The organism is Pseudomonas sp. ME-P-057 (assembly GCF_030208975.1).
Taxonomy (GTDB): domain Bacteria; phylum Pseudomonadota; class Gammaproteobacteria; order Pseudomonadales; family Pseudomonadaceae; genus Aquipseudomonas; species Aquipseudomonas lutea.
In genome coordinates this window covers 22,110-46,972 of the sequence record NZ_JARVSX010000004.1, presented here as the reverse complement: position 1 = coordinate 46,972, position 24,863 = coordinate 22,110, and the positions used below count along the sequence as shown (strand labels likewise).

At 61.3% G+C, this 24,863-nt stretch carries 24 protein-coding genes and 1 pseudogene; 13 read left to right on the top strand and 12 right to left on the bottom strand.

The features are described 5' to 3' along the window. Positions 1-112 precede the first annotated feature (112 nt). The 4 genes from QRN48_RS02145 to QRN48_RS02130 all read right to left on the bottom strand — a co-directional run bounded on the left by QRN48_RS02145 (position 113) and on the right by QRN48_RS02130 (position 3,682). Complete coding sequence (locus QRN48_RS02145; protein WP_285348638.1) at positions 113-1,018, bottom strand: helix-turn-helix transcriptional regulator; 906 nt, start codon at positions 1,016-1,018, stop codon at positions 113-115. Positions 1,019-1,105: 87 nt separating this feature from the next. Further along, positions 1,106-1,795 carry a fumarylacetoacetate hydrolase family protein gene (locus tag QRN48_RS02140; RefSeq protein WP_037013426.1) on the bottom strand — a complete coding sequence of 230 codons (690 nt, stop codon included), beginning with the start codon at positions 1,793-1,795 and terminating at the stop codon, positions 1,106-1,108. Positions 1,796-1,915: 120 nt separating this feature from the next. Then, entirely contained in the window at positions 1,916-2,680 is a 765-nt protein-coding gene (locus tag QRN48_RS02135; protein WP_191945694.1) for an SDR family oxidoreductase, read from the bottom strand. A 66-nt stretch (positions 2,681-2,746) separates the two neighbouring features. After that, entirely contained in the window at positions 2,747-3,682 is a 936-nt protein-coding gene (locus QRN48_RS02130; protein ID WP_191945695.1) for a 2-hydroxyacid dehydrogenase, read from the bottom strand. A gap of 708 nt (positions 3,683-4,390) precedes the next feature. Here QRN48_RS02130 and QRN48_RS02125 point away from each other — a divergent pair. Then, a complete protein-coding gene (locus QRN48_RS02125) occupies positions 4,391-4,843 on the top strand; it encodes a DUF2442 domain-containing protein (RefSeq protein ID WP_037013435.1) in 453 nt (150 codons plus the stop codon). A 243-nt stretch (positions 4,844-5,086) separates the two neighbouring features. Further along, positions 5,087-6,226 carry a glycerophosphodiester phosphodiesterase gene (locus tag QRN48_RS02120; protein ID WP_191945696.1) on the top strand — a complete coding sequence of 380 codons (1,140 nt, stop codon included), beginning with the start codon at positions 5,087-5,089 and terminating at the stop codon, positions 6,224-6,226. A gap of 95 nt (positions 6,227-6,321) precedes the next feature. Here the strand turns inward: QRN48_RS02120 and pyrF are convergent, their stop codons facing one another. Further along, complete coding sequence (pyrF, locus tag QRN48_RS02115) at positions 6,322-7,020, bottom strand: orotidine-5'-phosphate decarboxylase (RefSeq protein WP_191945785.1); 699 nt, start codon at positions 7,018-7,020, stop codon at positions 6,322-6,324. Between the two features lie 175 nt (positions 7,021-7,195). Between pyrF and QRN48_RS02110 the strand changes: the two genes are divergently transcribed. Beyond that, positions 7,196-7,363 carry a DUF2897 family protein gene (locus tag QRN48_RS02110; protein ID WP_285348636.1) on the top strand — a complete coding sequence of 56 codons (168 nt, stop codon included), beginning with the start codon at positions 7,196-7,198 and terminating at the stop codon, positions 7,361-7,363. A 96-nt stretch (positions 7,364-7,459) separates the two neighbouring features. On the opposite strand, the gene QRN48_RS02105 is transcribed toward QRN48_RS02110, so the two are convergent. Continuing rightward, positions 7,460-8,290, bottom strand: a complete 831-nt coding sequence (locus QRN48_RS02105; RefSeq protein WP_285348635.1) for a substrate-binding periplasmic protein — start codon at positions 8,288-8,290, stop codon at positions 7,460-7,462. A gap of 453 nt (positions 8,291-8,743) precedes the next feature. On the opposite strand from QRN48_RS02105, the gene QRN48_RS02100 reads away from it, so the two are divergent. Both QRN48_RS02100 and ppnP read left to right on the top strand, forming a co-directional pair. Further along, positions 8,744-9,286 (top strand): 3'-5' exonuclease, encoded by a 543-nt coding sequence (locus QRN48_RS02100; RefSeq protein WP_191945698.1) that lies wholly within the window; start codon positions 8,744-8,746, stop codon positions 9,284-9,286. Between the two features lie 91 nt (positions 9,287-9,377). After that, positions 9,378-9,665 (top strand): pyrimidine/purine nucleoside phosphorylase, encoded by a 288-nt coding sequence (gene ppnP / locus QRN48_RS02095; RefSeq protein WP_037013445.1) that lies wholly within the window; start codon positions 9,378-9,380, stop codon positions 9,663-9,665. Positions 9,666-9,686: 21 nt separating this feature from the next. Here ppnP and QRN48_RS02090 read toward each other — a convergent pair whose 3' ends face one another. Beyond that, positions 9,687-11,465, bottom strand: coding sequence for an ABC transporter transmembrane domain-containing protein (locus tag QRN48_RS02090; protein ID WP_285348634.1), 1,779 nt, complete (start codon positions 11,463-11,465; stop codon positions 9,687-9,689). Positions 11,466-11,720: 255 nt separating this feature from the next. Between QRN48_RS02090 and QRN48_RS02085 the strand changes: the two genes are divergently transcribed. After that, entirely contained in the window at positions 11,721-11,897 is a 177-nt protein-coding gene (locus QRN48_RS02085; RefSeq protein WP_191945701.1) for a PA1571 family protein, read from the top strand. Between the two features lie 644 nt (positions 11,898-12,541). Here QRN48_RS02085 and pdxB read toward each other — a convergent pair. Both pdxB and tusA read right to left on the bottom strand, forming a co-directional pair. Further along, a complete protein-coding gene (gene pdxB / locus QRN48_RS02080) occupies positions 12,542-13,690 on the bottom strand; it encodes a 4-phosphoerythronate dehydrogenase PdxB (protein ID WP_285348632.1) in 1,149 nt (382 codons plus the stop codon). Positions 13,691-13,778: 88 nt separating this feature from the next. Then, positions 13,779-14,033, bottom strand: coding sequence for a sulfurtransferase TusA (tusA, locus tag QRN48_RS02075; RefSeq protein ID WP_037013457.1), 255 nt, complete (start codon positions 14,031-14,033; stop codon positions 13,779-13,781). A gap of 209 nt (positions 14,034-14,242) precedes the next feature. Between tusA and QRN48_RS02070 the strand changes: the two genes are divergently transcribed. From QRN48_RS02070 to QRN48_RS02045, 6 genes are read left to right on the top strand one after another with little or no spacing between them, the layout of a single operon-like run. Next, entirely contained in the window at positions 14,243-17,185 is a 2,943-nt protein-coding gene (locus tag QRN48_RS02070) for a monovalent cation/H+ antiporter subunit A (protein ID WP_191945704.1), read from the top strand. Continuing rightward, complete coding sequence (locus QRN48_RS02065; protein ID WP_037013461.1) at positions 17,185-17,529, top strand: Na+/H+ antiporter subunit C; 345 nt, start codon at positions 17,185-17,187, stop codon at positions 17,527-17,529. The genes QRN48_RS02070 and QRN48_RS02065 overlap by 1 nt, the downstream gene beginning before the upstream one ends. Then, positions 17,526-19,205: a monovalent cation/H+ antiporter subunit D gene (locus tag QRN48_RS02060; RefSeq protein WP_037013463.1), complete on the top strand. Its 1,680-nt coding sequence runs from the start codon at positions 17,526-17,528 to the stop codon at positions 19,203-19,205. Before QRN48_RS02065 ends, QRN48_RS02060 begins: the two co-directional genes overlap by 4 nt. Then, a complete protein-coding gene (locus tag QRN48_RS02055; protein WP_191945706.1) occupies positions 19,202-19,690 on the top strand; it encodes a Na+/H+ antiporter subunit E in 489 nt (162 codons plus the stop codon). The genes QRN48_RS02060 and QRN48_RS02055 overlap by 4 nt, the downstream gene beginning before the upstream one ends. Beyond that, positions 19,687-19,965 carry a K+/H+ antiporter subunit F gene (locus QRN48_RS02050; protein WP_037013468.1) on the top strand — a complete coding sequence of 93 codons (279 nt, stop codon included), beginning with the start codon at positions 19,687-19,689 and terminating at the stop codon, positions 19,963-19,965. Before QRN48_RS02055 ends, QRN48_RS02050 begins: the two co-directional genes overlap by 4 nt. Beyond that, a complete protein-coding gene (locus QRN48_RS02045; protein WP_037013470.1) occupies positions 19,962-20,327 on the top strand; it encodes a Na+/H+ antiporter subunit G in 366 nt (121 codons plus the stop codon). The genes QRN48_RS02050 and QRN48_RS02045 overlap by 4 nt, the downstream gene beginning before the upstream one ends. A gap of 95 nt (positions 20,328-20,422) precedes the next feature. Here QRN48_RS02045 and QRN48_RS02040 read toward each other — a convergent pair whose 3' ends face one another. Next, positions 20,423-20,890, bottom strand: coding sequence for a hypothetical protein (locus QRN48_RS02040; protein WP_285348629.1), 468 nt, complete (start codon positions 20,888-20,890; stop codon positions 20,423-20,425). 522 nt (positions 20,891-21,412) lie between these two features. On the opposite strand from QRN48_RS02040, the gene QRN48_RS02035 reads away from it, so the two are divergent. Then, positions 21,413-21,649: a DUF2789 family protein gene (locus QRN48_RS02035; RefSeq protein ID WP_037013475.1), complete on the top strand. Its 237-nt coding sequence runs from the start codon at positions 21,413-21,415 to the stop codon at positions 21,647-21,649. A gap of 81 nt (positions 21,650-21,730) precedes the next feature. Here QRN48_RS02035 and QRN48_RS02030 read toward each other — a convergent pair whose 3' ends face one another. Beyond that, the gene (locus QRN48_RS02030) at positions 21,731-23,191 is read right to left on the bottom strand and encodes a T6SS phospholipase effector Tle1-like catalytic domain-containing protein (RefSeq protein WP_285348627.1); all 1,461 of its coding nucleotides are present in this window, start codon (positions 23,189-23,191) and stop codon (positions 21,731-21,733) included. Between the two features lie 236 nt (positions 23,192-23,427). Continuing rightward, a pseudogene (locus QRN48_RS25230) lies at positions 23,428-24,468 on the bottom strand (methyl-accepting chemotaxis protein); the annotation flags it as partial. Positions 24,469-24,863: the final 395 nt, after the last annotated feature.

Here is a 24,863-nt window from a genome sequence, read left to right as displayed (position 1 = left end):
CCCCGTTTGCTGCGCGACAGCGCGGCGTCTGGACGACGGGGGATCTCCTACAGATGTAGCGCACAACTAACCCCCCGTCCGGCGCAAAATCGAGGCTGCGAGCCGGGCTTGCTCAGCTGCTGCGCCGCTCTCGACGAAACTGCCCCGGCGGCATGCCGTGGGCTTTGCGGAAGCGACGTGAAAAATAAGCTTCGTCGGCGAAGCCGCAGATCTGGGCAATGTGGCTCAGTGGCTTGTTGCTGTTCATCAAGTGCGTGCGCGCCAGGCGCATGCGCCGCTCCAGGACCATTTCTGAAAAGGTGTTGCCGGTTTCCTTGCGCAGCAGGTGGGTCAGGTAGTTGGGTGACAGAAACGCCGCCGCAGCGGCATCGGTGAGGGTCATTTGCGGGTCGGCAATGTGTTCGCGGATGTAATCGGTGACCCGACTCATCGCATCACGCCGTCCCCGCCGTTCGGCCTTGTTCGCCGCCAGGGCGAGCAATTGCGCTTCATAGCGGTTGCACACCGCGCCGATCAATTGCAGCAGACAGCCGCGCAATACCGCCGGTGAACCCAGTTGCCTTGCACGGTCCACATCGCGCATCTGTCCCAGCAGCGCGGTGACCCGGCCGAATTCGACGTCATCCAGGGTGAAGTCCAGGTGCTCCTGAAACCTGAACGGCGCCAGCTCCGGCGCGTCGGCCACCGGCACGTCTTCCAGATCCATCGGATCACAGTTCAAATGTTGAAAAAGAAATTCCTGAGAAAAGTTGATCAACACAAAGTTGCCATCGTCCGGATGGGGGATGACGTGCAAGCGGTGGGGCAGGATGAACGCTAGAGTGTTGCGCGGAAACGGTCTGATCGCGCCGCCGATGTGCTGCACGGTGTCGCCGCCAAGGTTGATCTGGATCTGGAAATACTCATGACGGTGAGGCGCCGTCAGCGCGGGCCGGCCCGACTGGTCACGGATGTAAAAATCCATGCGGTCGCTGCGCTGCTGCATGCCATAGGTCTGGATGCGGGATGGATGGGCCATTGCTCAACTACCTGAATCGCCGGTTCGGACCGCCACATGTTAGGTCAACGGCAGCGGCCGCACCAAGCGATTGAACAGCTCGTTTGATCAGCCGATCGTGACCCTCAGCTCGGCAACGCCTTCGATCCCGGCGGTGACCACATCGCCGCGCTGCAGCGCCCCGACCCCGGCCGGCGTGCCGGTGTAGATCAGGTCACCGGCCTTGATGCCCACCGATTGCGACAGGTAGGCGATCACGTCCCTCACAGCCCAGATCTGATCCGCAAGATCACCGCGCTGGCGACTTTCCCCATTGACGTCCAGCCAGATCGCACCGGCCTCTGGATGGCCGATCTGGCTGACCGGGTGCAGCGGCGTCGCGGGCGCGGAGGCATCAAAGGCTTTCGCCCATTCCCAGGGCCGGCCCATTTTCTTGGCCTGGGCCTGCAAGTCACGGCGCGTAAGGTCCAGACCGACGCCGTAGCCCCACACGTGAGTCAACGCATCCTGGGGGTTGATGTTGACCCCGCCCTTGCCGATGGCGACTACCAGCTCGATCTCGTGGTGCAGGTCCTCGGTGAGCGGCGGGTAAGCGATCTGGCCCTCTGCCGGCACCACCGCGTCGGCAGGCTTCATGAAAAAGAATGGCGGCTCGCGATCGGGATCGTGACCCATTTCCCGGGCATGATCGGAGTAGTTGCGGCCTACGCAAAACACCCGACGAATCGGAAAACGGCTCGACGTTCCGGCGACCGCCAGGGACGGTGTGGCAACGGGGGCAATGACGAATTCACTCATGGCTTTTCCTTGTTTGGAGGGGCTTGGGCATGGGATGAGTGTCGCAACCTGGCGGCCCATGAACTTGGACAGAACCCATCAGGTTTTGGACGAAACAACGCAAAAACCTGCGAAGAGCCCTTAGCCACGCCCCACGAATGGCATACCGCTGGCCATCACCGTCATGTTCAGCACGTTGGCTGACAGCGGCAGCCCGGCCATGTAACTCACGGCATCGGCCACGTGCTGCACGTTCATGGTCGGTTCCACGGCGAGATCACCGCCGGGCTGCAACACCCCTTTGGTCATGCGGTCGGTCATTTCCGTCAGGGCATTGCCGATATCGACCTGGCCACAGGCAATATTGAATTGCCTGCCGTCCAGCGCCGTGCTTTTGGTGAGCCCCAGTACGGCATGCTTGCTCGACGTGTAGGGCGAGCTGAACAGGCGCGGGGTGTGCGCCGAAATCGAACCGTTGTTGATAATCCGGCCGCCCTGGGGCACCTGACGTCGCATCAGCCCGAATGCACCGCGCACGCACAAAAACATCCCGGTGACGTTGGTATCGACAACGTTTTTCCACTGTTCGACAGACAGCTCGTCCATGGGCACCGCAGGCGCGCCAATGCCGGCGTTGTTGAAAGAAACGTCCAGCCGACCGAAGGTCTTTTCGATGGCAGCGAACAGCGCGTCGACACTCGCCGGGTCGCGCACATCCGTTGGTACCGCCAGCGCCTGCCGGCCAGAGGCGTGTGCCTGCTCCACCAGCGCCTGCAACGGCTCCGGCCGACGTCCGGCGAGCACCACGGCAAAGCCGTCGGCCAGCAGTTGCAGCGCCACCGCGCGGCCGATACCGCTGCCAGCACCGGTGACCAGCGCCACTTTTGTTTCAGAGGATGAAGACATGCGCGTTTCCTTTTTTATTGTTGAGGTTTTGGCGACGGCAGGTGACCCATGAGACGCCCAAGAGGATTACCCGCTAAAGACAGGTGTGAGCACCGGTTGACCTGCATAAAACGCCAGCAGGTTGTCGGCTACCCTTTGCACCGTGTCGCGCGACGCTTCAGGGGACAGCCCGGCCAGGTGCGGCGTCAGGACCACATTATTCAGCGTTTTGAGTGCATCAGGCACATGCGGCTCGTCGTCGAATACATCCAGCGCCGCGCCGGCAATACGGCCCTGCTGGAGCGCGTCGATCAAGGCATCGGTATCCACGACACTGGCCCTCGCGATGTTGACGATGAAGCCTTCAGGCCCTAACGCGTCAATCGCCGCCTTGTCGATCAGGTGCCGCGTCGAGCCACCGCCCGGCGTCGCCACCACCAGAAAGTCCGACGCTTCGGCCAGCGCCAGCGGCGTAGGGCAATAGTTGAAATCCACGTCGGGGCGCGGCGAGCGGCTGTGGTAGTTGATCAACATGTCGAACCCCGTCGCACGTTTGGCGATGGCCATGCCGACGGCACCAAGCCCCAGAATGCCAAGGCGCTTGCCGGCCAGCGAGGGTCGCGTGACCTTGCGCCATTCGCTGCGGCGCACCGACGCGTCGGCCTGAGGAATGTCCCGGATCGCGGCCAGCAGCAACGCCATCGCGTGATCGGCCACCGTCGGGGCGTTGACCCCCGCTCCGTTCGTCACCACGATGCCGCGCGCTTCGGCAGCTTCCAGATCAACACGCTCATAGCCCGCGCCGATTACGCAAATGATGCCCAGCTTCGGCAGCGCGGCCATTTCCTCGGCTGTAAAACCCAGCGGCCCACGCGTCAGTACCGCATCAATCGTGTCGCCGCCGTCGGCCACCGCCTGCGCGCGCATCGCCGGTGTCGGCGCCAGAATCAGGCGAAACCCGCTGCTCTCCAGAATCGGCAGATACATGTTCACGTTCTCAACCAGCACCAGCACCGTTTTCATCATTCTTCCCGTCGGCAAAATACGTGGTGCTGACAGTAGCGCGAGTTAGAGCGGTTGGGCAGGGTTGCCGGCCTAAAAAGAGGGTAGCCCTGAGCGAATGCACCAGCTCTGCCACCTCGGTCAAGTTTTGTGGCTGTTGAGTTCTGGCTCAGAACGCTGATCCACGTTCAACTCTGCTGGCTCCAGAGGGCCCGTTAATCGTGTTGGACGAATAGGCGTCATCGGGATCTTCGCAAAACACGTCATCGACGCGTAGACTTAAAACCTAACGGATGGGTTAAAGATGAGGGTGTGCAGTCATAAAGGATTTGTTATCGCGGTTTTTACCAGGGATGAACACTGTCCACCTCATGTCCACGTGGGTACCAGCAGGTGGGACGCGCGGTTCTTATTCAGTTTCTGGCATAACGGCGTAAAGCTCTGGGACGTCACTCCTTCAAAAAACGAGCCGTGCTTCCGTGTGCTCGAAGAGCTACGTCGAGTGATCAACCGCCGGGACAATCTGCGCAAGGCAAGGGACTGCTGGTGGCGAAGCCGAAGCACGGTCTGCCTGGAAAATATGGGGTGGAGCTTGCGGTCCGATGAAGTCGTCTCTTCTCTCCTTGATCAGCCTCAGACATTGAAGATTGTCAACGGTACGTATGACGCTTACGCCTATAAAACGCAGCTGTACCTCGCCGGGCACATCGAGCCACTGGAGATTGAGTTATGAAGACGATCAAAGCGCGGAAACACGAGGATCAGCCCGTTACCCAGCGGATCCTGGATCAGGCCATTGATCAGGGCCGCAAACGAAATGCGCCGAACATTCAACCGACAACGCTGCGTTTTCTGAGCGAGCTGAACGCCTTGGCCATCGGCTTTTCGGACCAGACGGCCCTCCTTCTCCCTGTCGCTAATTACCCCGAGTTGCGCGAGCTCTCGGTCATAGAGCTCGGTCAAATCGAATTGGGCTTCGGCGGGAAAGCTATCTGCCTTGAACATCGCGATATGCATATGTCGATTTCGGGGATGATTTCGGCCAGCGAGTCGCTGATGGCCATTGCTGGTAGCCTCGTCGCTGCGCGAAACGGGCGGCGTATCAGTGCGGCAAAAGCCACCGCGTCGAAGGCTAACGGGGCGAAAGGCGGCCGACCACGCAAAAAAATTGCCGAAACGTAGTCCCCGCACCTAGCGTCCGCTGGCACCTCAATGTCATCAAAATCCCGGAAACTGGCAGCGCTCCATTGCCATCCAGACCAACAGCAATGCCCTCACAACAACAATCCCGGTTGCCGATCATGGGCATTGCTGTTTAAGGTCTGCGTCAGGCGAGAGCCGGTTTCACTCCGACAAAACAATGTGCCACGCGGCGCGGCGACGTCTGCGCCTTGAACGAACACGCCCATAAGGAACGTCAGAACCATGTTGAAAGGACTATCCAGAACGTTGAGCGGCGCCGCGATCGCCGGTGTGCTGTTGTCATCCTCCATAGCCTTGGCCGCCACTGACATGGATAAGGAACCGGGGCGAGCCCTGGCTGCCAAGATCGGCGTGCCCTGGCCAGCGGTGATTGCCCACCGCGGTGCGTCATTCGATGCGCCGGAGGAGACCGTACCTGCCTACACGCTGGCGCGCGAACTCGGTGCCGACTACCTGGAGATGGACATTCAGCGCACCAAAGATGGCGTGCTGATCGCGCTGCATGACAACACGCTGGAGCGCACCACCAACATCGCCGAGGTCTACCCGCAACGGGCCAAGGACCCGCTGAACACATTCACGCTGGAGGAAATCAAGCGCCTGGACGCCGGCTCATGGTTCAACAAGGCACACCCGGACCGCGCACGCGCCAGTTACGCCGGGCTGAAAATTCTGACCCTCGACGAGGTGATGGATATCGCCGAAGGCGGCAAGAACAAGCCCGGTTTGTACATCGAAACCAAGGTGCCGTCGCAATTTCCCGGCATCGAAGAAGACCTGAAGAACAAGCTGCAGCAGCGCGGCTGGCTGACCCAGCGACCCGCTGCCGAAAAAGGTTACGTGAACGTTGCCCACATGCCTGGCCGCGTCATGCTGCAGACATTCGAGAAGCCGAGTCTGGAGTTGCTTCAGAAAAGCATGCCGGACACACCGAAAGTCCTGCTCCTCTGGCTCGGCGACGGCTCCATCGCAGCAGCCTCGGACAAGACCTTCAAGGACTCGGGCGCAAAGGACAAAGCCAGCTTTTATGCGAGCCAGCAGGTGAAATCCAAAGAAGAGTTTGCCGCCTGGATGGATTGGGCCAAAGCTCATGGCGCGGTGGGTACGGGGCCGTCTTCAGCGTTGAAAAATGGCGGTGACCAGAGCTACATGGACCTGGTGCAGCCATGGATGAACAAGATGGCCCACGACCGCGGCATGATCATTCACCCGTATACCGTCGATGAGGCGGTGGATTTCAAGTCCATCAGCGAGCGTGGAGTGGACGGGTTCTTCACCAATCGGGCGTCGGAGTTGTTGAAGTTCTACGGTCGCCCATCGAAGGAGAGCATGGATTCGATCCTCAAGCGCAACGGTTATTGAGCCCCAGACCGCACCGCGACTCATCAAGGCGTGCAGGCTGCGGGAGTGCCGCTCCGGTCGCTCCCGCAGAACGTGTTCAGCTGGAATGGCGGGTTTTACGCCAGCTCAGCCACTACCGCAGCCAGGGCCTTTGCCGGATCTGCCGCCTGACTGATGGGACGGCCGATCACCAGATAATCCGAACCGGCGTCCAGCGCCTGACGCGGTGTCAGAATGCGCCGCTGGTCGTCCACGGCGCTGCCGGCCGGACGAATACCGGGAGTCACCAGTTGCAGCGACGGATGCGCCGCCTTCAGCGCCTGGGCTTCCAGGGCGGAACACACCAGACCGTCCATACCGGCCTTCTCGGCCAGTGACGCCAGGCGCAGCACCTGCTCCTGTGGCTCGATGTCCAGACCGATTCCCGCCAAGTCCTCACGCTCCATGCTGGTCAGCACCGTCACGCCTATCAGCAGTGGCTTGGGCCCGGTGCGCTGGTCCAGCACCTCACGGCAGGCCGCCATCATGCGCAGACCGCCCGAGCAATGCACGTTGACCATCCACACGCCCATCTCGGCGGCAGCCTTGACCGCCATTGCCGTGGTGTTGGGAATGTCATGGAATTTGAGATCCAGGAATACCTCGAAGCCCTTGCTGTTGAGGGTTTCCACGATGTCCGATGCGCAACTGGTGAACAGTTCTTTCCCCACCTTGACCCGGCACAGTTTGGGGTCCAGTTGATCCGCCAGACTCAACGCGGCTTCGCGGGTGGGGAAATCCAGGGCGACGATGATGGGGGTCTGGCAGGCGGACATGAGCGGGTTCTCTGGCAAGTCGAAATCGGCGCGCATTGTAGCCGAACATCCCGCAGCGCGGGACCCGGCAATTGCTAAATGCCTGCCCGAACCGCGCCGTGCGTCGAGCATCTTCTACAATTGAACCACTGGACGGCGCCGCTGCTCCAACCCCTATCACAACAAGGAGAGCACTATGCCCTGGTATGCCTGGTTAATTCTGATCGTTGCAATCGGCTCGATCGTCGGCGGCCTGCTGATGCTCAAGGATTCAGCGAAGAAACTCCCCCTGACCGATGAACAGCTCAAGCGTGTTCACGAGCGCAACGCCGAAATGGATGCAAAGGAAGCACGAGACCGCTAAACGATGCTGTGGGGGTGCGCTCCAGCGCTCCCGCAGTAAGCCGTCCTTCCCAATCCCCCTTCTTCAAATGATTTGAATCGATCAGTACCTGTCGCCTCAGTCCGTGTCGGCGCCTTCGCCCAGCGCCACCGCGTGATGGGTGGCTTGAGGGGTGACCGCGATGCGGAATGGCTGAAAGATTTTAAACATTTCCCCGTTCTCGCGAAGTTGTCTGAGCAGTTCGCTGAAGCGTTCGCTGCTGATGGGCGCGTCCGGGCGCAGCAATGCGTAGTGCCTATACACCTGATCGACGCGGTCCGAGACCAGAAACTGGTCGGCGTCCTCGGGGTTGCTGGACATGAACGTGCTCAGGTAAGAGCGCGTCACCAGCGCAACGTCGGCGCGGTCGCGCAGCACCATTAGCAAGTTGCTGTCGTGGGAGTACGTAAGTGTAGCGTTGTAATTGTCAGCGAGAAACTTGGGGTCGGCATCAAACCGCGCAAACGCGTAGTGATAGCCGCTGAACAACGCCAGACGCTTGCCATGCAATTCATCAAAATAGGTTTGCGTACGCCCTTGCGCGCGGTGGGCGACGAAGACTTCGGCGTCTTCAAGCCCCATGTCGACGTCCTCGTGGGGAATGCCCTTCCAGCCCCATTCGGGGTTCTCAAAGATAGCCATGTCAAAGCGCGACTCCTGGAAATCGCGGAACCGGCGCGGAATAGACGTCGGCACCATCTCGAAGCGGTAGTCATGCTGCATGGCGTTGAGCGCGCTGACCATCTGCGGGAGCAGACCGGTGTCCTCGCCGCGCTCGGGACGAATCGTATAGGGCGGGAAATGCGCCGCGCCAATGCGCACGACTTGCGCCGCACCGGCCTGCCAGGCCCACAGGGTCGTGGTCGTGAACAACAACGTGTTAAAAGCCATCCGCATCGGCGTGGACATCAAGACAAGGCACCTCAGGCGAAACGGAGTACGTAAGCTATGCGTTCGCGATCAATTAGACAACGGTCAAACAGGGGCTAAACCCTCGTCTTCCCCCTTCCGCCCTCCTTGCGAGCTGCTGCCCCTTTCCCTTGCGGCCTGTTTGCGGCTGAAGCCGATCCCGCCAAAAGCGCTGAAACTGTCCTTGTCCTTTGCGTTATCGACCGCGCTTCGCTTTATATGAGGACGATATGAGCACCGACTGCGGATGCAATTTATGCCGAGGCGCAGTGACCAGGCAAGCGCCGTCCCGGCCATAGGTCAGTCAGTCGGCATAAATGATGCCTGTCCAGGCAAACCTTCCTCGGCAACGTGAGTCCCAATCATGGATTATCTGCGCCGGTCGCTGGACGTGATGGCCGTGATGTCACTACGCTCGATTGCGGAGCTGCGGGCTTAAAACAGGAGTTGAAGATGTCCTACTGGCTGGTGATAGACCTGGAGGCCACCACCGAAGAGGGCGGTTGGCCGGTAGCAGAGATGGAAATAATCGAAATCGGCGCATCGCTGGTCAATCAGGACGGGCGAGAAATCGACCACTTTGAACGGTTCGTGCGGCCCGTGCGCCGACCATTGTTGACCTCCTTCTGCAGGGAATTGACCCACATTCAGCAGCACTTGATCGACAGCGCATCGACACTGCCTGCGGTCTGGCCACAGTTCGAGCGCTGGATCGCTCAGTACCGCGCCAAGCTGGTGGCCTGGACCAGCTGGGGCGATTACGACCGTCAGCAGTTACAACAGGAATGGCAACAGCATCACCTCGCCAGCGAGCTGGCCACCCTCCCCCACATCAACCTGAAACAACGCTTCGCCAAGGCGCGCCATCTGCAAAAACCCTGCGGGCTGAACGCCGCGCTGCAGCTCGCGGGCATGCATTTCAACGGGCAGCAACACCGGGCGCTGTCGGATGCGCGCAATACCGCACGATTGTTACCGTTGGTGATTCCCGGCTGAGGCGTGACGCATTTATCAAAGCGGATGACGGCCTTTTACACGTTCGGCATACTGTCCGGCCTTTTCCCATCCCTTCCCAAGGAGATCAGCCATGTTCAAGGTCAACGAGTATTTCGACGGCACCGTGAAATCCATTGCCTTCAAGCAAGCAGAAGGCGACGCGACCATCGGCGTGATGGCTCCCGGAAAATACAATTTCAGTACCGCCGACCGTGAAATCATGCACGTCATCTCCGGGCAACTGAAAGTTTTGCTGCCGGACAGCGATAACTGGGCAACCTACGATGCAGCCCAGCAGTTCGATATCCCGGCGAACATCAAGTTTGATGTCGAAGCCACCGTCGAAACCGCTTACCTTTGCGAATACCGCAAGGGTTGATTCAGCCCCTCGGGTCGGCGCTCAGCCGACCTCTTCATTCCCCGCATTGAATTGCAACGCCGCCAGCCGCGCGTAAAGCGGATTGCTGGCGATCAATTCCCGATGCGTGCCCACCGCCACCAGCTTGCCTTGATCCATCACCGCGATGCGGTCGGCGTTCTGTACCGTCGCCAGCCGGTGGGCGATGACCAGAGTGGTGCGGCCCTTCATCAATGTCGGCAACGCCTGCTGAATCAGATGCTCGCTCTGCGCGTCTAGGGCGCTGGTGGCTTCGTCCAGCAATAGAATCGGTGCGTCGGCCAACAAGGCCCGTGCGATGGCCAGGCGCTGTCGCTGTCCCCCAGACAAGCCCATGCCGCCATCACCCAGGTGGGTCTGATAACCCTGCGGCAGAAGCTCGATGAACTCGTGGGCGTGCGCGATGCGTGCCGCCGCCTGCACTTGCTCCACGCTTGCGGCCGGGTTGCCGTAGCGAATGTTGTCCTCCACCGTGCCGAAAAAAAGCGCCGGGGTTTGCGACACCCAGGCGAAGCAGCGGCGCAGGTCCAGCGGATCAAGGCGTTCGATAGGCACCCCTTCGATGAGCACCTGCCCCTGCTGCGGGTCGTAGAAACGCAGCAGCAGATCGAACAGGGTCGATTTGCCCGCACCTGAAGGCCCGACCAGCGCCAGCGTCTCACCCGCTTGAATGCTTAGATTCAATCCATCGACGGCGTTGCGCTCTGCGCGCGAGGGGTAGGCAAACGTGAGGTTTTCAAGGACCAGGCGGCCGCTGATGCGCGCGGGGAGTGTCAGCAGGTCGCTGGCGGGCGCGGCGATTTCGCTGCGTGCCTGTAGCAGTTCGGTGATGCGCTCGGCCGCGCCCGCCGCGCGCTGCATCTCGCCGATCACTTCGCTGAGTGTGCCGAATGCGCTGCCGACAATCAGGCTGTAGAACACGAAAGCGGCCAGCTCGCCGCCCGAAATCCGCCCGGCGATGACGTCCATGCCTCCGACCCAGAGCATGACACCCACGGCGCCGAGTACCAGCACGATCACCAGCGTAATCAGCCATGAGCGCTGCAAAATGCGCTTGCGTGCAGTGTCGAACGCATCCTCGGCCGTCCGGGCAAAACGCTGGCGATCCTGCGCCTGATGGTTGTAGGCCTGAACGGTCTTGATCTGCCCCAATGCTTCAGACACGTAACTGCCGACGTCCGCGACCCGGTCCTGGCTTTCCCGCGACAGGCTGCGCACTCGCCGCCCGAAGATCAAGATCGGCGCAATCACCAACGGCAGTGCCACGACCACAATGCTGGTGAGCTTGGGATTGGTGAAAAACAGCAGGATGATCCCGCCAATGACCATCAAGGCGTTGCGCAGGAACATTGACAGCGAAGAGCCGATCACCGACTGCAGCAACGTGGTGTCAGCGGTCAGGCGCGACTGGATCTCCGAGCTCCGATTGTTCTCGTAGAACCCGGGGTGCAAGCTGACCAGGTGATCGAAGACCTGCTTGCGCAAATCGGCCACTACGCGCTCCCCAATCCACGACACCAGATAAAAGCGCGCGAAGGTGCCCACCGCCAGCGCGACCACCAGCCCCATGAACAGGCCGATGGTTTCGTTGAGCAACGCGGGGGAACGGGTCATGAAACCCTGATCGACCATCAACCGGATGCCTTGGCCCATCGACAGCGTGATCGCCGCCGTGACCACCAGCGCCAGCAGCGCCCCGAACGCCTGCTTGCGGTACGGCGCAATCAGGCGCAGCGCCAGTCGTATGGCATGCCGCTGACGGCCGGAAAATACTGAAGCCATGAATCACACCCGATAAACAAACCAGCCGCAGAGCCTACACCTCAACACCGCCCTACGCTCGTCAGCTTTTGCTGAACTCCGGCCGCTTCGCTCAGTCAACGAATGCTGTCACGCCAACGCGCTCGCACACCTGCCGAACACCTCCCGCGACGACTCGCATCCGTTCCGTGGAAGCTCGTTCAGGGTGAGTGTCACAGCGCATTCATGCAGGCGTGGCTACTATCGACGCGCAGTTACCTGATGAGGAGACAGGCCATGAGCTTGCAAAGCAGCAGCCATCAAGAACCCGTGTTCCGCCCTCAACCCGAGTTGCAACTGGGCGGCGCGATCCTTGACAGAAACGGGCAGGAAATTCTGATTACTGAAGAAATGGTCCAGGCCGCCTGCCAGGAATGCGAGAAGTACTGGGTGCGGCCAGAAAAACAAGATTGATGTACGGATTTCACTGGAACCCGGCCAAGTTGCCGGGTTTTTTATGGGCGTCGATCGGCTCAGACGGCGCGACGCAGCGCGCGAGCCAGAGTTCGAGAGGCGGGACCGGTCCTGTAGGAGCCGGCTTGCTGGCGAACCGGGTTACTCATTAACGCAGCGGTGCCTGCCGAAATGCGTTCGCCAGCAAGCCGGCTCCTACAGATGAGGGTTGATGCCAATGCGGGTGAACCGTCTTGGCGTCGGGGGCGGCTCATATCAGGCGGCGCGAAGCGGGTTGGGTCACTGCACCGTTTTGCGAGCCAAGCTTCAAGAGGTTGGCCCAGTCCGATTGGCGCCGGGTTTCAACGGTTGGCCCGGTCCTGCTGGAGCCAAATTTCAACGTTTGGCACGCTCCTGCTGGAACCGGGATTCATGCGTTTGCCACGGTCCTGTAGGAGCCGGCTTGCTGGCGAACCCGGTTACCCATTCAATGCAGCGGTACCTGCCGAAAATGCGTTCGCCAGCAAGCCGGCTCCTACAGGTTTGGGTTGGTGCCAATGCGGGTGAACCGTGCCAGCGTCAAGGCTGGCTCCTGCAGGTTCGGGTTGATGGCAGGGCCTGTGAACCATACTGGTGTCGAGGCTGGACGTCCGGCAGTGTGCGATTCACTTCGCGACAAGCGTCGCGCCCAAGGCCTTGACGGTCTGACACAACGCTTCGGACTCGCCGTTGACGCTGACGTGCAGACTGTCGATTTCCCGGCGCGGCGGGTAATGCTTGCGCAAGGCGTCGAATGCCAGCCGCTGAGTGTGAGTATCGCCTACCAGGCTTCGGCGGAAATCCGCATCGTCGCGCCGCGGGTCGTAAACCCCGCGACACAGTGCATTGAGCGCCCAGACTGGATCAGTGGCGGCATCCAGTGTGACGTGCGCCAGCCAGGGTTTGGGCAGCAAGTCGTCAAGCTTGATGCTCGCGGGCTGGCTCAGGTATGTGCACAGCGCCTGATAAATTTGCGCGGTGCCGCGCTGACGACCGTCGAGGCTGTAGCCGGCAATGTGCGGCGTGGCGATGACGCACAGCTCGGCCAGTTCGACGTCAACGGTCGGCTCCTCTTCCCACACATCCAGCACCGCCTGCAAGTCCTCGCGTTCCAGCAGGACGTGGCGCAGGGCGCGGTTATCGACCACTGGACCGCGTGCGGCGTTGATCAGCCAGGCGCCGTGCCGCAGTTGCTGCAAACGGCCGTGATCAAATAAATGCCAAGTGGGCGCCTCACCGTTTTTATCCAGCGGGGTGTGCAAGCTGATGACATCGCAGCGGGCAATGATCTCGTCGAGGCTGACGTAATCGCCGCCTTCGCTCGCCTGACGCGGCGGGTCGCACACCAGCACGTTCCTGCCAAGGCCGCGCATGACCTTGATCAGACGGCCGCCGACTTGACCGGCGCCGACCACGCCGTAGGTGCGGCTGGCAAGCTCAACCCCCTCGATTTCCGCCAGGGTCAGCAGACTGCCCAGCACATAGTCCACTACACCGCGGGCATTACAGCCCGGCGCGCTGGACCATTGAATGCCGGCCTGGTCGAGGTATTCGAGGTCGAGGTGGTCGGTGCCGATGGTGCACGTGCCGACGAAGCGCACGGGCGTGCCTTCGAGCAATGCGCGGTCCACCCGAGTGACCGAGCGCACCAGCAGAATGTCCGCTTCGGCAACGGCGGCGCGATCAAGCGTGCGCCCCGGGTATCGCTGGATATCACCGAAACCTTCGAAAAAGGCGTCGAGCAGGGGAATGTTTTCGTCGGCAACTATGCGCATGTCAGGGCTCCTGGAGTGGCCGCAGTGTAGGCGCCAGCGCCCTGACGAGCCAGCGTCATGCGCAACGCGTCAGCCGATCAGCAACCGATCAGTCGAGCTTCTTGCGGATCCAGTACAAAAACTCGGCATTGCCGACCTGCTTGTCCACCAGTTCGTGGCCAAGGAACACGCAGAACTTCGGAATATCGCGCTGGGTGGACGGATCGGTGGCAATCACCTTGAGCAAACCGCCAGGCGGCAAGTCGCGCACTTTTTGGTGCAGCATCATGACCGGCTCGGGGCAATTGAGCCCGGTCGCGTCGAGTACGGCGTCGACGGTGAGATGTTCGGTTGAATCAGACATGGGGCGCTCCGGAAACAGGCTGGCATTGTCGCCTAATTGATGAGGCACGCCAAATGCAGCAGCAGGCCAGTGGCGAAGAAAGTATCCGTTCGTATTCATGGACTACGCTGCTGCCTACCGACTTTGTAGGATTCTGCGACATCTTGGCGTTTGGTCATCCCGGACCCGGCACGTATAGTCCTTGACATTTCTCCGCAGATTTGAAGCCTATGTCCCTGATAGTTCTGCTGCTTCTGCCCTTCATCGGCAGCTGTCTGGCGGCCCTCTTGCCGCACAATGCACGCAACAGTGAATCCCTTCTGGCAGGCGCAATCGCCTTGATCGGCGCGGTGCAGGTCGCACTCTGGTATCCACAGATCGCCCACGGCGGGGTCATCAGAGAGGAATTCTTCTGGCTACCGAGCCTTGGCCTGAACTTCGTCTTGCGACTGGACGGTTTTGCCTGGCTGTTTTCGATGCTGGTGCTGGGCATTGGCGCGCTGGTGTCGCTGTACGCGCGTTACTACATGTCGCCGGACGACCCGGTGCCGCGCTTCTTCTCTTTCTTCCTCGCGTTCATGGGCGCCATGCTCGGGCTGGTCATGTCCGGCAATCTCATTCAAATAGTCTTCTTTTGGGAGCTGACCAGCATTTTCTCGTTCCTGCTGATCGGCTATTGGCACCATCGGGCGGACGCCAGGCGCGGTGCCTATATGGCACTGATGGTCACCGGCGCAGGCGGCCTGGCGCTGCTGGTCGGGATGATGCTGCTCGGCCACGTCGTCGGCAGTTACGACCTGGACCGCGTGCTGGCCTCGGGCGACGCGATCCGTGCCCACGCCTTGTACCCCGTGCTGCTGACCCTGATTCTTGTCGGCGCACTGAGCAAAAGCGCGCAGTTCCCTTTCCACTTCTGGCTACCTCACGCCATGGCGGCACCGACCCCGGTGTCGGCGTATCTGCACTCGGCAACCATGGTCAAGGCCGGGGTATTCCTGCTGGCGCGCTTGTGGCCTTCATTGTCGGGCAGCGAGCAGTGGTTCTGGATCGTCAGCGGTGCCGGGGCGTGTACGCTGGTGATTGGCGCTTATTCGGCGATGTTTCAGAACGACCTCAAGGGCCTGCTGGCCTACTCCACCATCAGCCACTTGGGCCTGATCACCTTGCTGCTGGGGCTGAACAGTCCGCTGGCCGCAGTGGCGGCGGTGTTTCATATCCTGAACCACGCCACGTTCAAGGCTTCGCTGTTCATGGCGGCGGGCATTATTGACCATGAAAGCGGTACCCGCGACATCCGCAAATTGAGCGGGCTGATCAAGCTGATGCCCTACACCGCCACGCTGGCCATGGTCGCCAGCGCATCGATGGCCGGGGTGCCGTTGCTCAATGGTTTCCTGTCCAAGGAAATGTTCTTTGCCGAGACCGTGTTCATCACCTCGACCGACTGGGTCGAGATCGCCCTGCCGGTGATCGCGACGGTCGCCGGGATCTTCAGCGTGGCCTATTCCCTGCGGTTCACGGTCGATGTGTTCTTCGGCCCGAAAGCGACCCGGTTGCCGCACACGCCCCACGAGCCGCCGCGCTGGATGCGCCTGCCGGTTGAACTGCTGGTGCTGGCCTGCCTGATTGTCGGGATCTTTCCGGCACAGTCGGTCGGCCCGTTGCTCGCGGCGGCCGCACAGCCTGTAGTGGGCGGAGAATTGCCCGAGTACAGCCTGGCAATCTGGCACGGGCTGAACGCGCCGATGGTCATGAGCCTGATCGCCATGGCGGCCGGGATTGTGCTGTACCTGCTGCTGCGCGCGCCGATCAAGCGCCGGCAGGTCAAAGGACCACCGCTGATCTGGCGGCTCAATGGCAAGCGCATGTTCGAGCGCGTGCTGGTGCTGAAAATGCGCGGAGCACGCCGGCTTGAGGGCCTGTTGACCACGCGCCGCTTGCAGGCGCAGCTGTTTCTGATGGTGCTGGCCGCGCTGGTCGCCGGCTTCGTGCCGATGTACGAAAGCGGCCTCAGCTGGGGCGACCGGCCTAAAATACCGGGCTCGGGCGTGTTCGTAATGCTTTGGCTGATCGCCATCGCCTGCGCCATCGGTGCCGCCTGGCAAGCCAAGTACCACCGGCTGGCGGCACTGACGATGGTCAGCGTCTGCGGGCTGATGACGTGCGTGACGTTCGTCTGGTTTTCCGCGCCCGATCTGGCACTGACTCAGCTCGCGGTGGAGGTCGTCACCACGGTACTGATTTTGCTCGGCCTGCGCTGGCTGCCGCGACGCAACGAAAATGTGCCACCTGCCGCTCAAGCCCGGCGCCGGGCGAAAGTGCGTCGAATCCGCGATTTTGTCCTCGCGGTGGCGGTTGGCGGCGGCATGGCCGTGTTGTCCTACGCGATGCTGACCCGGCCAACGCCCAACGCGATCTCCGAGTTTTACCTGAGCCGCGCCCTGGCCCAGGGCGGCGGCACTAACGCAGTCAACGTGATGCTTGTGGACTTCCGCGGCTTCGACACGTTTGGCGAGATCACTGTGCTGGCCGTGGTGGCGCTGACGGTGTTTGCGCTGCTGCGACGTTTCCGGCCGCCCAGGGAAAGTATTGCGCTGCCGGCGCAACAACGTTTGCTGGCGCGCGACGTGGTCACCGATCTGATCAACCCGCGCCATGCCGCTGACACCGCACTGGGCTTCATGATGGTGCCGGCCGTGCTGGTGCGCCTGCTGCTGCCGGTGGCTTTCGTGGTTTCCATGTACCTGTTCATGCGCGGGCATAACCAGCCAGGCGGCGGTTTCGTGGCCGGGCTGGTGATGTCGGTGGCCTTCATTCTTCAGTACATGGTCGCCGGAACTCAGTGGGTCGAAGCCAACATGAGCCTGCGGCCACTGCGCTGGATGGGCACCGGGCTGTTCTTCGCACTGGCCACGGGGATGGGTTCGATCGCCCTCGGTTACCCGTTCATGACCACGCACACTGCTCACGTGCATCTGCCGGTGCTGGGCGATCTGCACATTGCCAGCGCGTTGTTTTTCGACATCGGCGTGTACGCGGTGGTGGTCGGTTCGACCCTGCTGATCCTTACGGCGCTGGCCCACCAATCGGTGCGCAGCCATCGGCCGACGTCGCTGCCGCCGCCGATTGAACCGGCTGCGGCCGACACTGCGACTTCACAAGGAGCCATCTGATGGAAGAAGTCATTGCCATTGCCATCGGCGTGCTTGCCGCCTCGGGCGTCTGGCTGATCCTGCGTCCGCGAACCTATCAGGTCGTGATGGGCCTGTGCCTGCTGTCTTACGGCGTCAACCTGTTCATTTTCAGCATGGGCAGCCTGTTTATCGGCAAAGAGCCGATCATCAAGGACGGCGTACCCCACGACCTGCTCAACTACACCGATCCTCTGCCCCAGGCATTGGTGCTGACAGCCATCGTGATCAGTTTTGCCATGACCGCACTGTTTCTGGTGGTGCTGCTGGCGTCACGCGGCTTGACCGGCAACGACCATGTCGACGGCCGGGAGCTGGGTGAATGAACCTGATGAATCAACTGATCGTTGCGCCCATCCTGCTGCCGGTGCTGACAGCCGCACTGGTACTGTGGCTCGGCGAAAAGCACCGACCGCTCAAAGCTCGCATCAATCTCGTGTCGACCGGGCTGGGTCTGGCGATCGCCATCACGCTAATGATGTGGGTGCAGAAGACCGGCACCACCGGCTCCATCGGCGTGTACCTGCCGGGCAACTGGGAAGCGCCGTTCGGCATCGTCCTGGTAATCGATCACCTGTCGGCGCTGATGCTGGTGCTGACCGGCATCATTGCCTTCTGCGCCCTGCTCTTTGCCCTGGCGCGCTGGGACCGCGCCGGTGCCAGTTTTCACGCCCTGTTTCAGATTCAGTTGATGGGCCTGTACGGCGCCTTCCTCACGGCCGATCTGTTCAACCTGTTCGTATTTTTCGAAGTGCTGCTGGCAGCGTCCTACGGGCTGATGCTCCACGGTTCGGGACGGGCGCGAGTGTCGGCGGGCTTGCATTACATCACCATCAATTTGCTGGCGTCCTCGTTGTTCCTGATCGGCGCGGCATTGATCTACGGCGTGACCGGGACGCTGAACCTGGCGGATCTGGCGGTCAAGATCCCGCAAGTGCCGGAGGGCGACCTGGGCCTGCTGCACGCCGGCGCTGCCATTCTGGCGGTCGCGTTTCTCGCTAAGGCCGGCATGTGGCCGCTGAATTTCTGGCTGGTGCCGGCCTATTCCGCCGCCAGTGCGCCGGTGGCGGCGCTGTTCGCGATCATGACCAAAGTCGGCGCTTACACCCTGTTGCGCCTGTGGACGTTGCTGTTTTCGGGTCAGGCCGGCGCGTCAGCGTTCTTCGGCGGCGACTGGCTGATCTGGGGTGGCATGGCGACCGTGACGGTGGCAGCCATTTCCGTGGTCGCGGCCCAGCGCCTTGAGCGCATGGCCAGCCTGAGCATTCTGGTGTCGGCGGGCATTTTGCTGTCGGCTGTCGGTTTCGCTCAGCCAAGCCTGACCGCTGGCGCGCTGTTCTATCTGGTGAGCTCGACCCTCGCGCTCTCTGCGCTATTCCTGCTGGCGGAGCTGATCGAGCGCTCGCGCTCGGCCAACGACATCTCCCTGGACGAGGACGCCGACCAGTTGCCCAAGGCGCTGGAGTCACTGCACCCGGTGCCGGGCACCAATCTGGATGATGAGCAGAAAGCCGTCGTCGGCCACGTCATTCCCTGGACCATGGCGTTCCTGGGCTTGAGCTTCATGGCCTGCGCCCTGCTGATCATCGGCCTGCCGCCGCTGTCGGGCTTCCTCGGCAAACTGACGCTGATCAGCGCACTGCTCAATCCGCTGGGGCTTGATGTGGCGAAGGACGAAGCCATTCGCGGTGACAGCTGGATGCTGGTGGCGCTGCTGATTATTTCCGGGCTGGCGTCGCTGTTTGCCTTTGTTCGGGTCGGCATCAAGCGCTTCTGGACACCCCAGGAGCATGCCGTGCCCCTGCTGCGGCTCAACGAATGCCTGCCGATTGCCTTGCTGGTCGGTTGCGCCATTGTGCTGACGTTCAAGGCGCAGGCGCTGCTGCATTACACCCAGGACACGGCCCAGGCCCTGCACGATCCGCAGCAATACGTGCTGTCGGTGAAAGCCGCCAGGCCGATACCCGGGCCTGCCTCGGCGGCGGCGGAGGTGCAACCATGAAGCGTCTGTTTCCTGCGCCGCTGCTGTCACTGTCCCTCTGGGCGCTGTGGCTGTTGCTCAACCTGTCGTTGAGCCCCGGCAATCTGTTGCTCGGCGCACTACTGGCTGTCTTCGCACCCTACATCTTCGCGCCGTTGCGCCCCTCGCCTGCTCACCTGCGCAAGCCGGGCGTCGCGCTGCGGCTGTTTCTGTTGGTCGGTCGCGATGTGATTGCTTCCAATGTGTCGACGGCGTGGGGGGTTCTGCGCGCCGGACGCCGGCCACCGCGCTCGGCGTTCGTCAAAGTGCCGCTGGACCTGCACGACGCCCACGGCCTGGCGGCACTGGCGATGATTTGCACGGTCGTGCCGGGCACTGTGTGGTCCGAGCTGGCGCTGGATCGCAGTGTCCTGCTGATGCATGTGTTCGACCTGGACGATGAGACGCACTTCATCGAGCATTTCAAAAGCACCTACGAACGGCCACTGATGGAGATTTTTCAATGAGCGTGCTGCTCACCAACGCAATCCTGCTGACGCTCGCGGTGTTCACACTGGCCATGGTGTTGACGCTGATCCGCCTGTTCAAGGGCCCGTCGGCGCAGGACCGAGTGCTGGCGCTGGACTATCTGTACATCCTGGCGATGTTGATGATGCTGGTCCTGGGCATTCGCTACGCCAGCGACACCTATTTTGAAGCGGCGCTGTTGATTGCGCTGTTCGGCTTCGTCGGTTCATTCGCGCTGGCCAAGTTCCTGTTGCGCGGCGAGGTGATCGAATGAATTCGTTGCAGGTGCTGCCCTTCTGGGTCGAAGTGCTGACGGCGGTTCTGCTGCTGCTCAGTAGCCTGTTCAGCCTGATCGGAGCGCTGGGTCTTCTGCGCATGAAAGATTTTTTCCAGCGCATGCACCCGCCTGCCCTGGCGTCGACCCTCGGCGCGTGGTGCGTGGCACTGGCCTCGATCATCTACTTCTCGGCGCTGAAGGAAGGCCCGGTTCTGCACGCGTGGCTCATCCCGGTCCTGCTGGCGATCACCGTCCCGGTCACGACTTTGCTGCTCGCCCGCACCGGGCTGTTTCGCAAGCGCATGGCGGGTGACGACGTGCCCCCCGAGGTCAGCGACGGCAGGCAGCAGGGCCATTGACTGCGCGCTTGCGTGTTGCCTGCCGGCCATAGCTTCGGATAACAGCCAGACGCTGCTGGCGAGAGGGCCTCGTTCACCCACGGCGGTCGGCTGACTTACTCGCTGGCCTTGAACGTCAGTTCGCCCTTGCGCCATTTGGCCGCCTTGGCGGTTGCGGCTTTCAACACTTTGCTCAGACCCGACTGAATCTGTTCATGCGCGGCAAACACCATGAAGATGCAGTGCGACTCTTTGAACACGATGCCGTTGCCTTCAGGGACTTCGACAAATGCGTATTCGCCCAGGCCATAGATGGTCATTTTGATATCGCGAAAGCGAATTTCCAACTTGCCACCTTCGCGGCTGGGCAATACCGAGGCGCGGAAGTGGTCACCCACTTTCAGATCCAGCCCGGGTTTATCGTCGACAACCAATGCGTCTTCGGTGTCGATCTCGGACATGTAAATGCCTTCAGGGGATTGTTCGATGACATAAACGAATCGCGCCTGGAACAACTTCACCAACTTCGCGCGCACGTCTCCGAGCACGAATAACGCGTGGGTATCCAGATTACCTACTGCCAATGTACAAACTCCCAACCTGATAGGAACCCGCCCGGACAAAGACCGCGCAGGAAAGAAACAAGAAATGATGCGCCCGGAGCCGGACGCTGGCGTGAGCGTGGATTCTACCGGCAGAGAGTCTAACCGGGATATATCCCTTTCGTCCGCTGGCATTGATCGTGCGGTGCGCCAGGCGCATGTGCCCCGCCAAATATCCTTCGCATGCAATATTTAAGACGGTCCGGTTTAGCCGGGAAGAGGGTTGTTCAGACCCCATGAATTATCCTCCACGCACGCGATGCTAAGTAGGACCGGCTTTAGCCGGGAAGAGGGTTGTTAAGACTGCATGAATTTGCGGTGTCACACCTGACGCCTTCCCGGCTGAAGCCGGTCCCACAACATCGCGCGCGTCCTTGAGGCCGGTCTCACAAAAGGTCCACTGGAAAATGCTTAGAACTCTTGCCCCTCGCGCGCACTCCCATGAATCAGAAGGTTACTCACTGACCACGCCAATCCGGGTTTCTGACCCGTCCGGGAGACAAAATGGAAATCATGACACCGTCGCTTGAGCTTTTATTTGAACAGCTGGGGCTGGAGTCTGACCAGGCCAGCATCGACGCGTTTGTCGGCGCGCACCACCTGCCTGAAGACGTGAAAGTTTCCGAGGCTGAATTCTGGACACCGCAACAGGGCGCGCTGCTGAAGGAAAAGATCATGGAGGATGACGACTGGGCGCCTATCGTCGACGAACTCAACGTGCTCCTGCATACGCCGGCCTGATCGATTCTGCGAAACCAAATGGCGGCCCGTCGAGGTCCGCCATTTTTTAGTTGTATCATCGCCCCGCTCACCGCCCTGCACTTACTGCGGATAGCCAGGCTGACCAAGGTTTGAAAAGGTCCGTCGACCGTTCGCTGCAGGCGCATGCAGGAACAGCCCGTCCATCAGCGCATCGGGTCGTGCGTTGTTCCAGTGCGCCGAACGATGGATATAGCGCCTGTACAACAGCGATCGCTCGTCATCGCTCAACCCATCGCCTTCTCCCCTCGCATGGCTGATCAGCCTGGCGGCAATCGTTTGCAGTTCCGGTGGCAGAGTTATCTGCGCGCAATCGATGATCGGCATGAACGGCACACCTTCGTCGCTGGCCAGCGCGTGCATGACTCGCAGGTAAACGTGGCTTAAATGATTGTAGACGCGGCGCTCAAGTGTCACGGTCGCCACCACTGTCTTGACCCCTCTTGAAGCCGTGCCGAACCGCTCGAAACACTCAACCCCCAGTGAAGCTCCCTCGTCGGTGGGGTCCAGCAAATCTCCCGCCTGGACGGTCGACAGTTCTGCATGGGCCTGTAACCAGGCGTCCGTGGCGTCATAAGGCGTGTTGGCGCCGACGAGGCTTCGGTGAGGGCGAAACAGCGCCACCTTCTCTATCTCCTGCGGCTGGTAACCCCCACCAATGTCGGAATGGCTGCCGGGCAACACGATCTCACGGGGCCAGTCGGGCTTGACGCTGTTGAGCACGAAGTTGCGGCGGTGTACGTCGCCGGCCACCAGATGCAGGACCTGCTGCGCACACCCGGGAGGCAGAAACAGATTGACCCGCTTGTTGACCGCATCGCGAACGCTGCCCAGGTCGGAGAACCCGCCCACCGCAGCCACCGTGTCGAAAAGCCCGATGACTTTCAGACGGACACTGCCGCTGGCCCAGGAGAAGTGATCAGACAGTGGCAAGGCGCGCGGATCAAGGATAGGGTCGAGCGCACCCCGGGATTTTTTCAGCACCTCGTTCGCCAGGTGCCGGGCCGACGCGGCGCCACGACTGAAACCGAACACGTCCAGCTCCAGCGCGCCGATCACACAGCCGGGGTTATCGCCTTCAAAAGCACTGAGCTCATCGGCGATTTTTTTGACGCAGCGGCAGACCTTTGCCACCACCCCGGTAGTGCCCCGGCCAAAGCCCTGCCCGGACAACCGAGTGTCGCGCCCTCCGGAAGTGGTACCGACGCCGCTGACATAAACCGCGCCGTACACGCATAAACCATTGGCCCCGGGCGAGGCTTTGCGTTGGCGTCTGTACAAGCCGGCAAGCCTGGCGATGTTGGTGAGACTGTTGCTGTAACTGCTGGAGGGGTCACTGTGGCGACCCCCACATTCTTTCGTGTGCTGGCCACCGTTGATTTCCGTCATGGCGTGGCAGTCAGCGCCAATCTGGCTGTTGACGCGGTTATTGCCGGTGCCGTCGAAGAACACGCCCAGACGAACGGTCACCTGCGGGGCGTCGGCGCGAGACTCGCCCGCGCCCTGATTAAAATATTTTGTCATTTGCTTCATCCCTGAGTACTGACATGGATCCGGACACTTTTAAATATGCGGACATATACCCACAGGATGAGCGCAGTTAACGTCTCGTCAACCGAGTGAACGGCACTTCAGACGCTTCCTACTTGATTATCGGAAGACGGGCGCAAGTGGAAGGGTTGAAGTCGATTAGCGGCCAGCGAAGCTCTACCCCTCGGAGCCGCGTTTGCGATTCATTGTCTGCAGCTATGACGTGCAGCTCAACGCTTAGGCGTCGCGGCGTGTTCCTCTGGCTTGTACCCCAGGCGCAGCCCGCCCCAGTGTCGGCCCTTGACGATGATGGGCACCGACAGGTCGTGCATCAGTTCACCGGTATCGCGCGTGTACGTCTGCAGCAGAACGGCTTGTTGATGACTGCCACAACGGATGCCGGTGCGATCATCAAATTTGCGTTTGGTGCGGTTATTCACTGCATCGACGGCTGCATCGCCGGTCAACGGCTGGCTGAACACCTGATTGTGCGTCGGCACATAGCCTTGCTGCGTGCAGGCAATGGCAAATACCAGCCCTTCATGGCGCTTGAGCAGCGGCTCCTGAATGGCCGGTAAGGTTTGGTCGGTGTAGCGATCAAAACGGGTTTGGTATTTGGCTGGGGAGGTATTGGCAATGGGCTGGTAGGTGCGGTCGAACAGGTCGCTCAGGCTGACCCGTCCTTTATCAATGTCCTGTTCAAACCTGGCGGCAATCTGTCCGGCAGCTTCCTGGGCCAGGTCATAGATGCGCTGGTGGTAATCATCCAGACCTACCTGAGCCAGGCGCTCACTGATGGTTTCGGCCTGCGCTTCCATGTGCAGCGCCGACTGCGCCAGGTGGCGAGTCTGATCGTCGCTGACGGCGAGGTCGCTGCGCATTTGCTCCACGGCAGAGAAGAGGCTGCTTAATTGCTCCTGGTTGGTCTGTGCGCCCTGCGCGATTTCACCCACTTGCACCTCCACATCCACGGCCAGCCGGGCGATGCTCGCCAACTGCCGACCCGTGGATTCAACCTGCGCCACGCCGCCGCTGAGATCGCCCGACAATTGACGAATCTGCTCAACGACCTGGCGCGTGCGCTGCTGGATATCAACCACCATCTCCCCCACTTCACTGGTGGCCGTGGCGGTGCGCCCTGCCAAACCGCGCACTTCATCCGCCACCACAGCGAAGCCACGGCCGTGCTCACCGGCGCGCGCAGCCTCGATGGCGGCGTTGAGCGCGAGCAGGTTGGTCTGACTGGCGATGGACTGGATCACAGCGGTCACCCGCTGAATGTCTTCACTGCGCTGACTCAACGCTTCGATCAGCTCACGGCTGTTGTCGGCCCTCTCACTGAGCTGATGCATCAGGCCAATGGACGCATTCAACACGTTGAGCCCGGCGCCGCTGCTCTCCCGTGCCTGGCTGGCGGCGCCCAGCGCTTGCTGGCTGAGGGCCGAGGTCGCGCGCTCGGTGGCAATCATCACCTCGGCGCTGCTCACGATCTGCTCGGCAGCACTGACCTGGGACTTCAACTTGCCCGCCAGTTGCCGCACCGCAAACGCCACCGCAGCGGCTGACAAGGCGTTGCGGCTGGTGCTGCGGGACAGGTCGCGGGTGAGTATCGCCATCGGCTCGTCCCCGGTCACTGCAGGTGAAACGGCAGGCCGGCGCTGCAGCC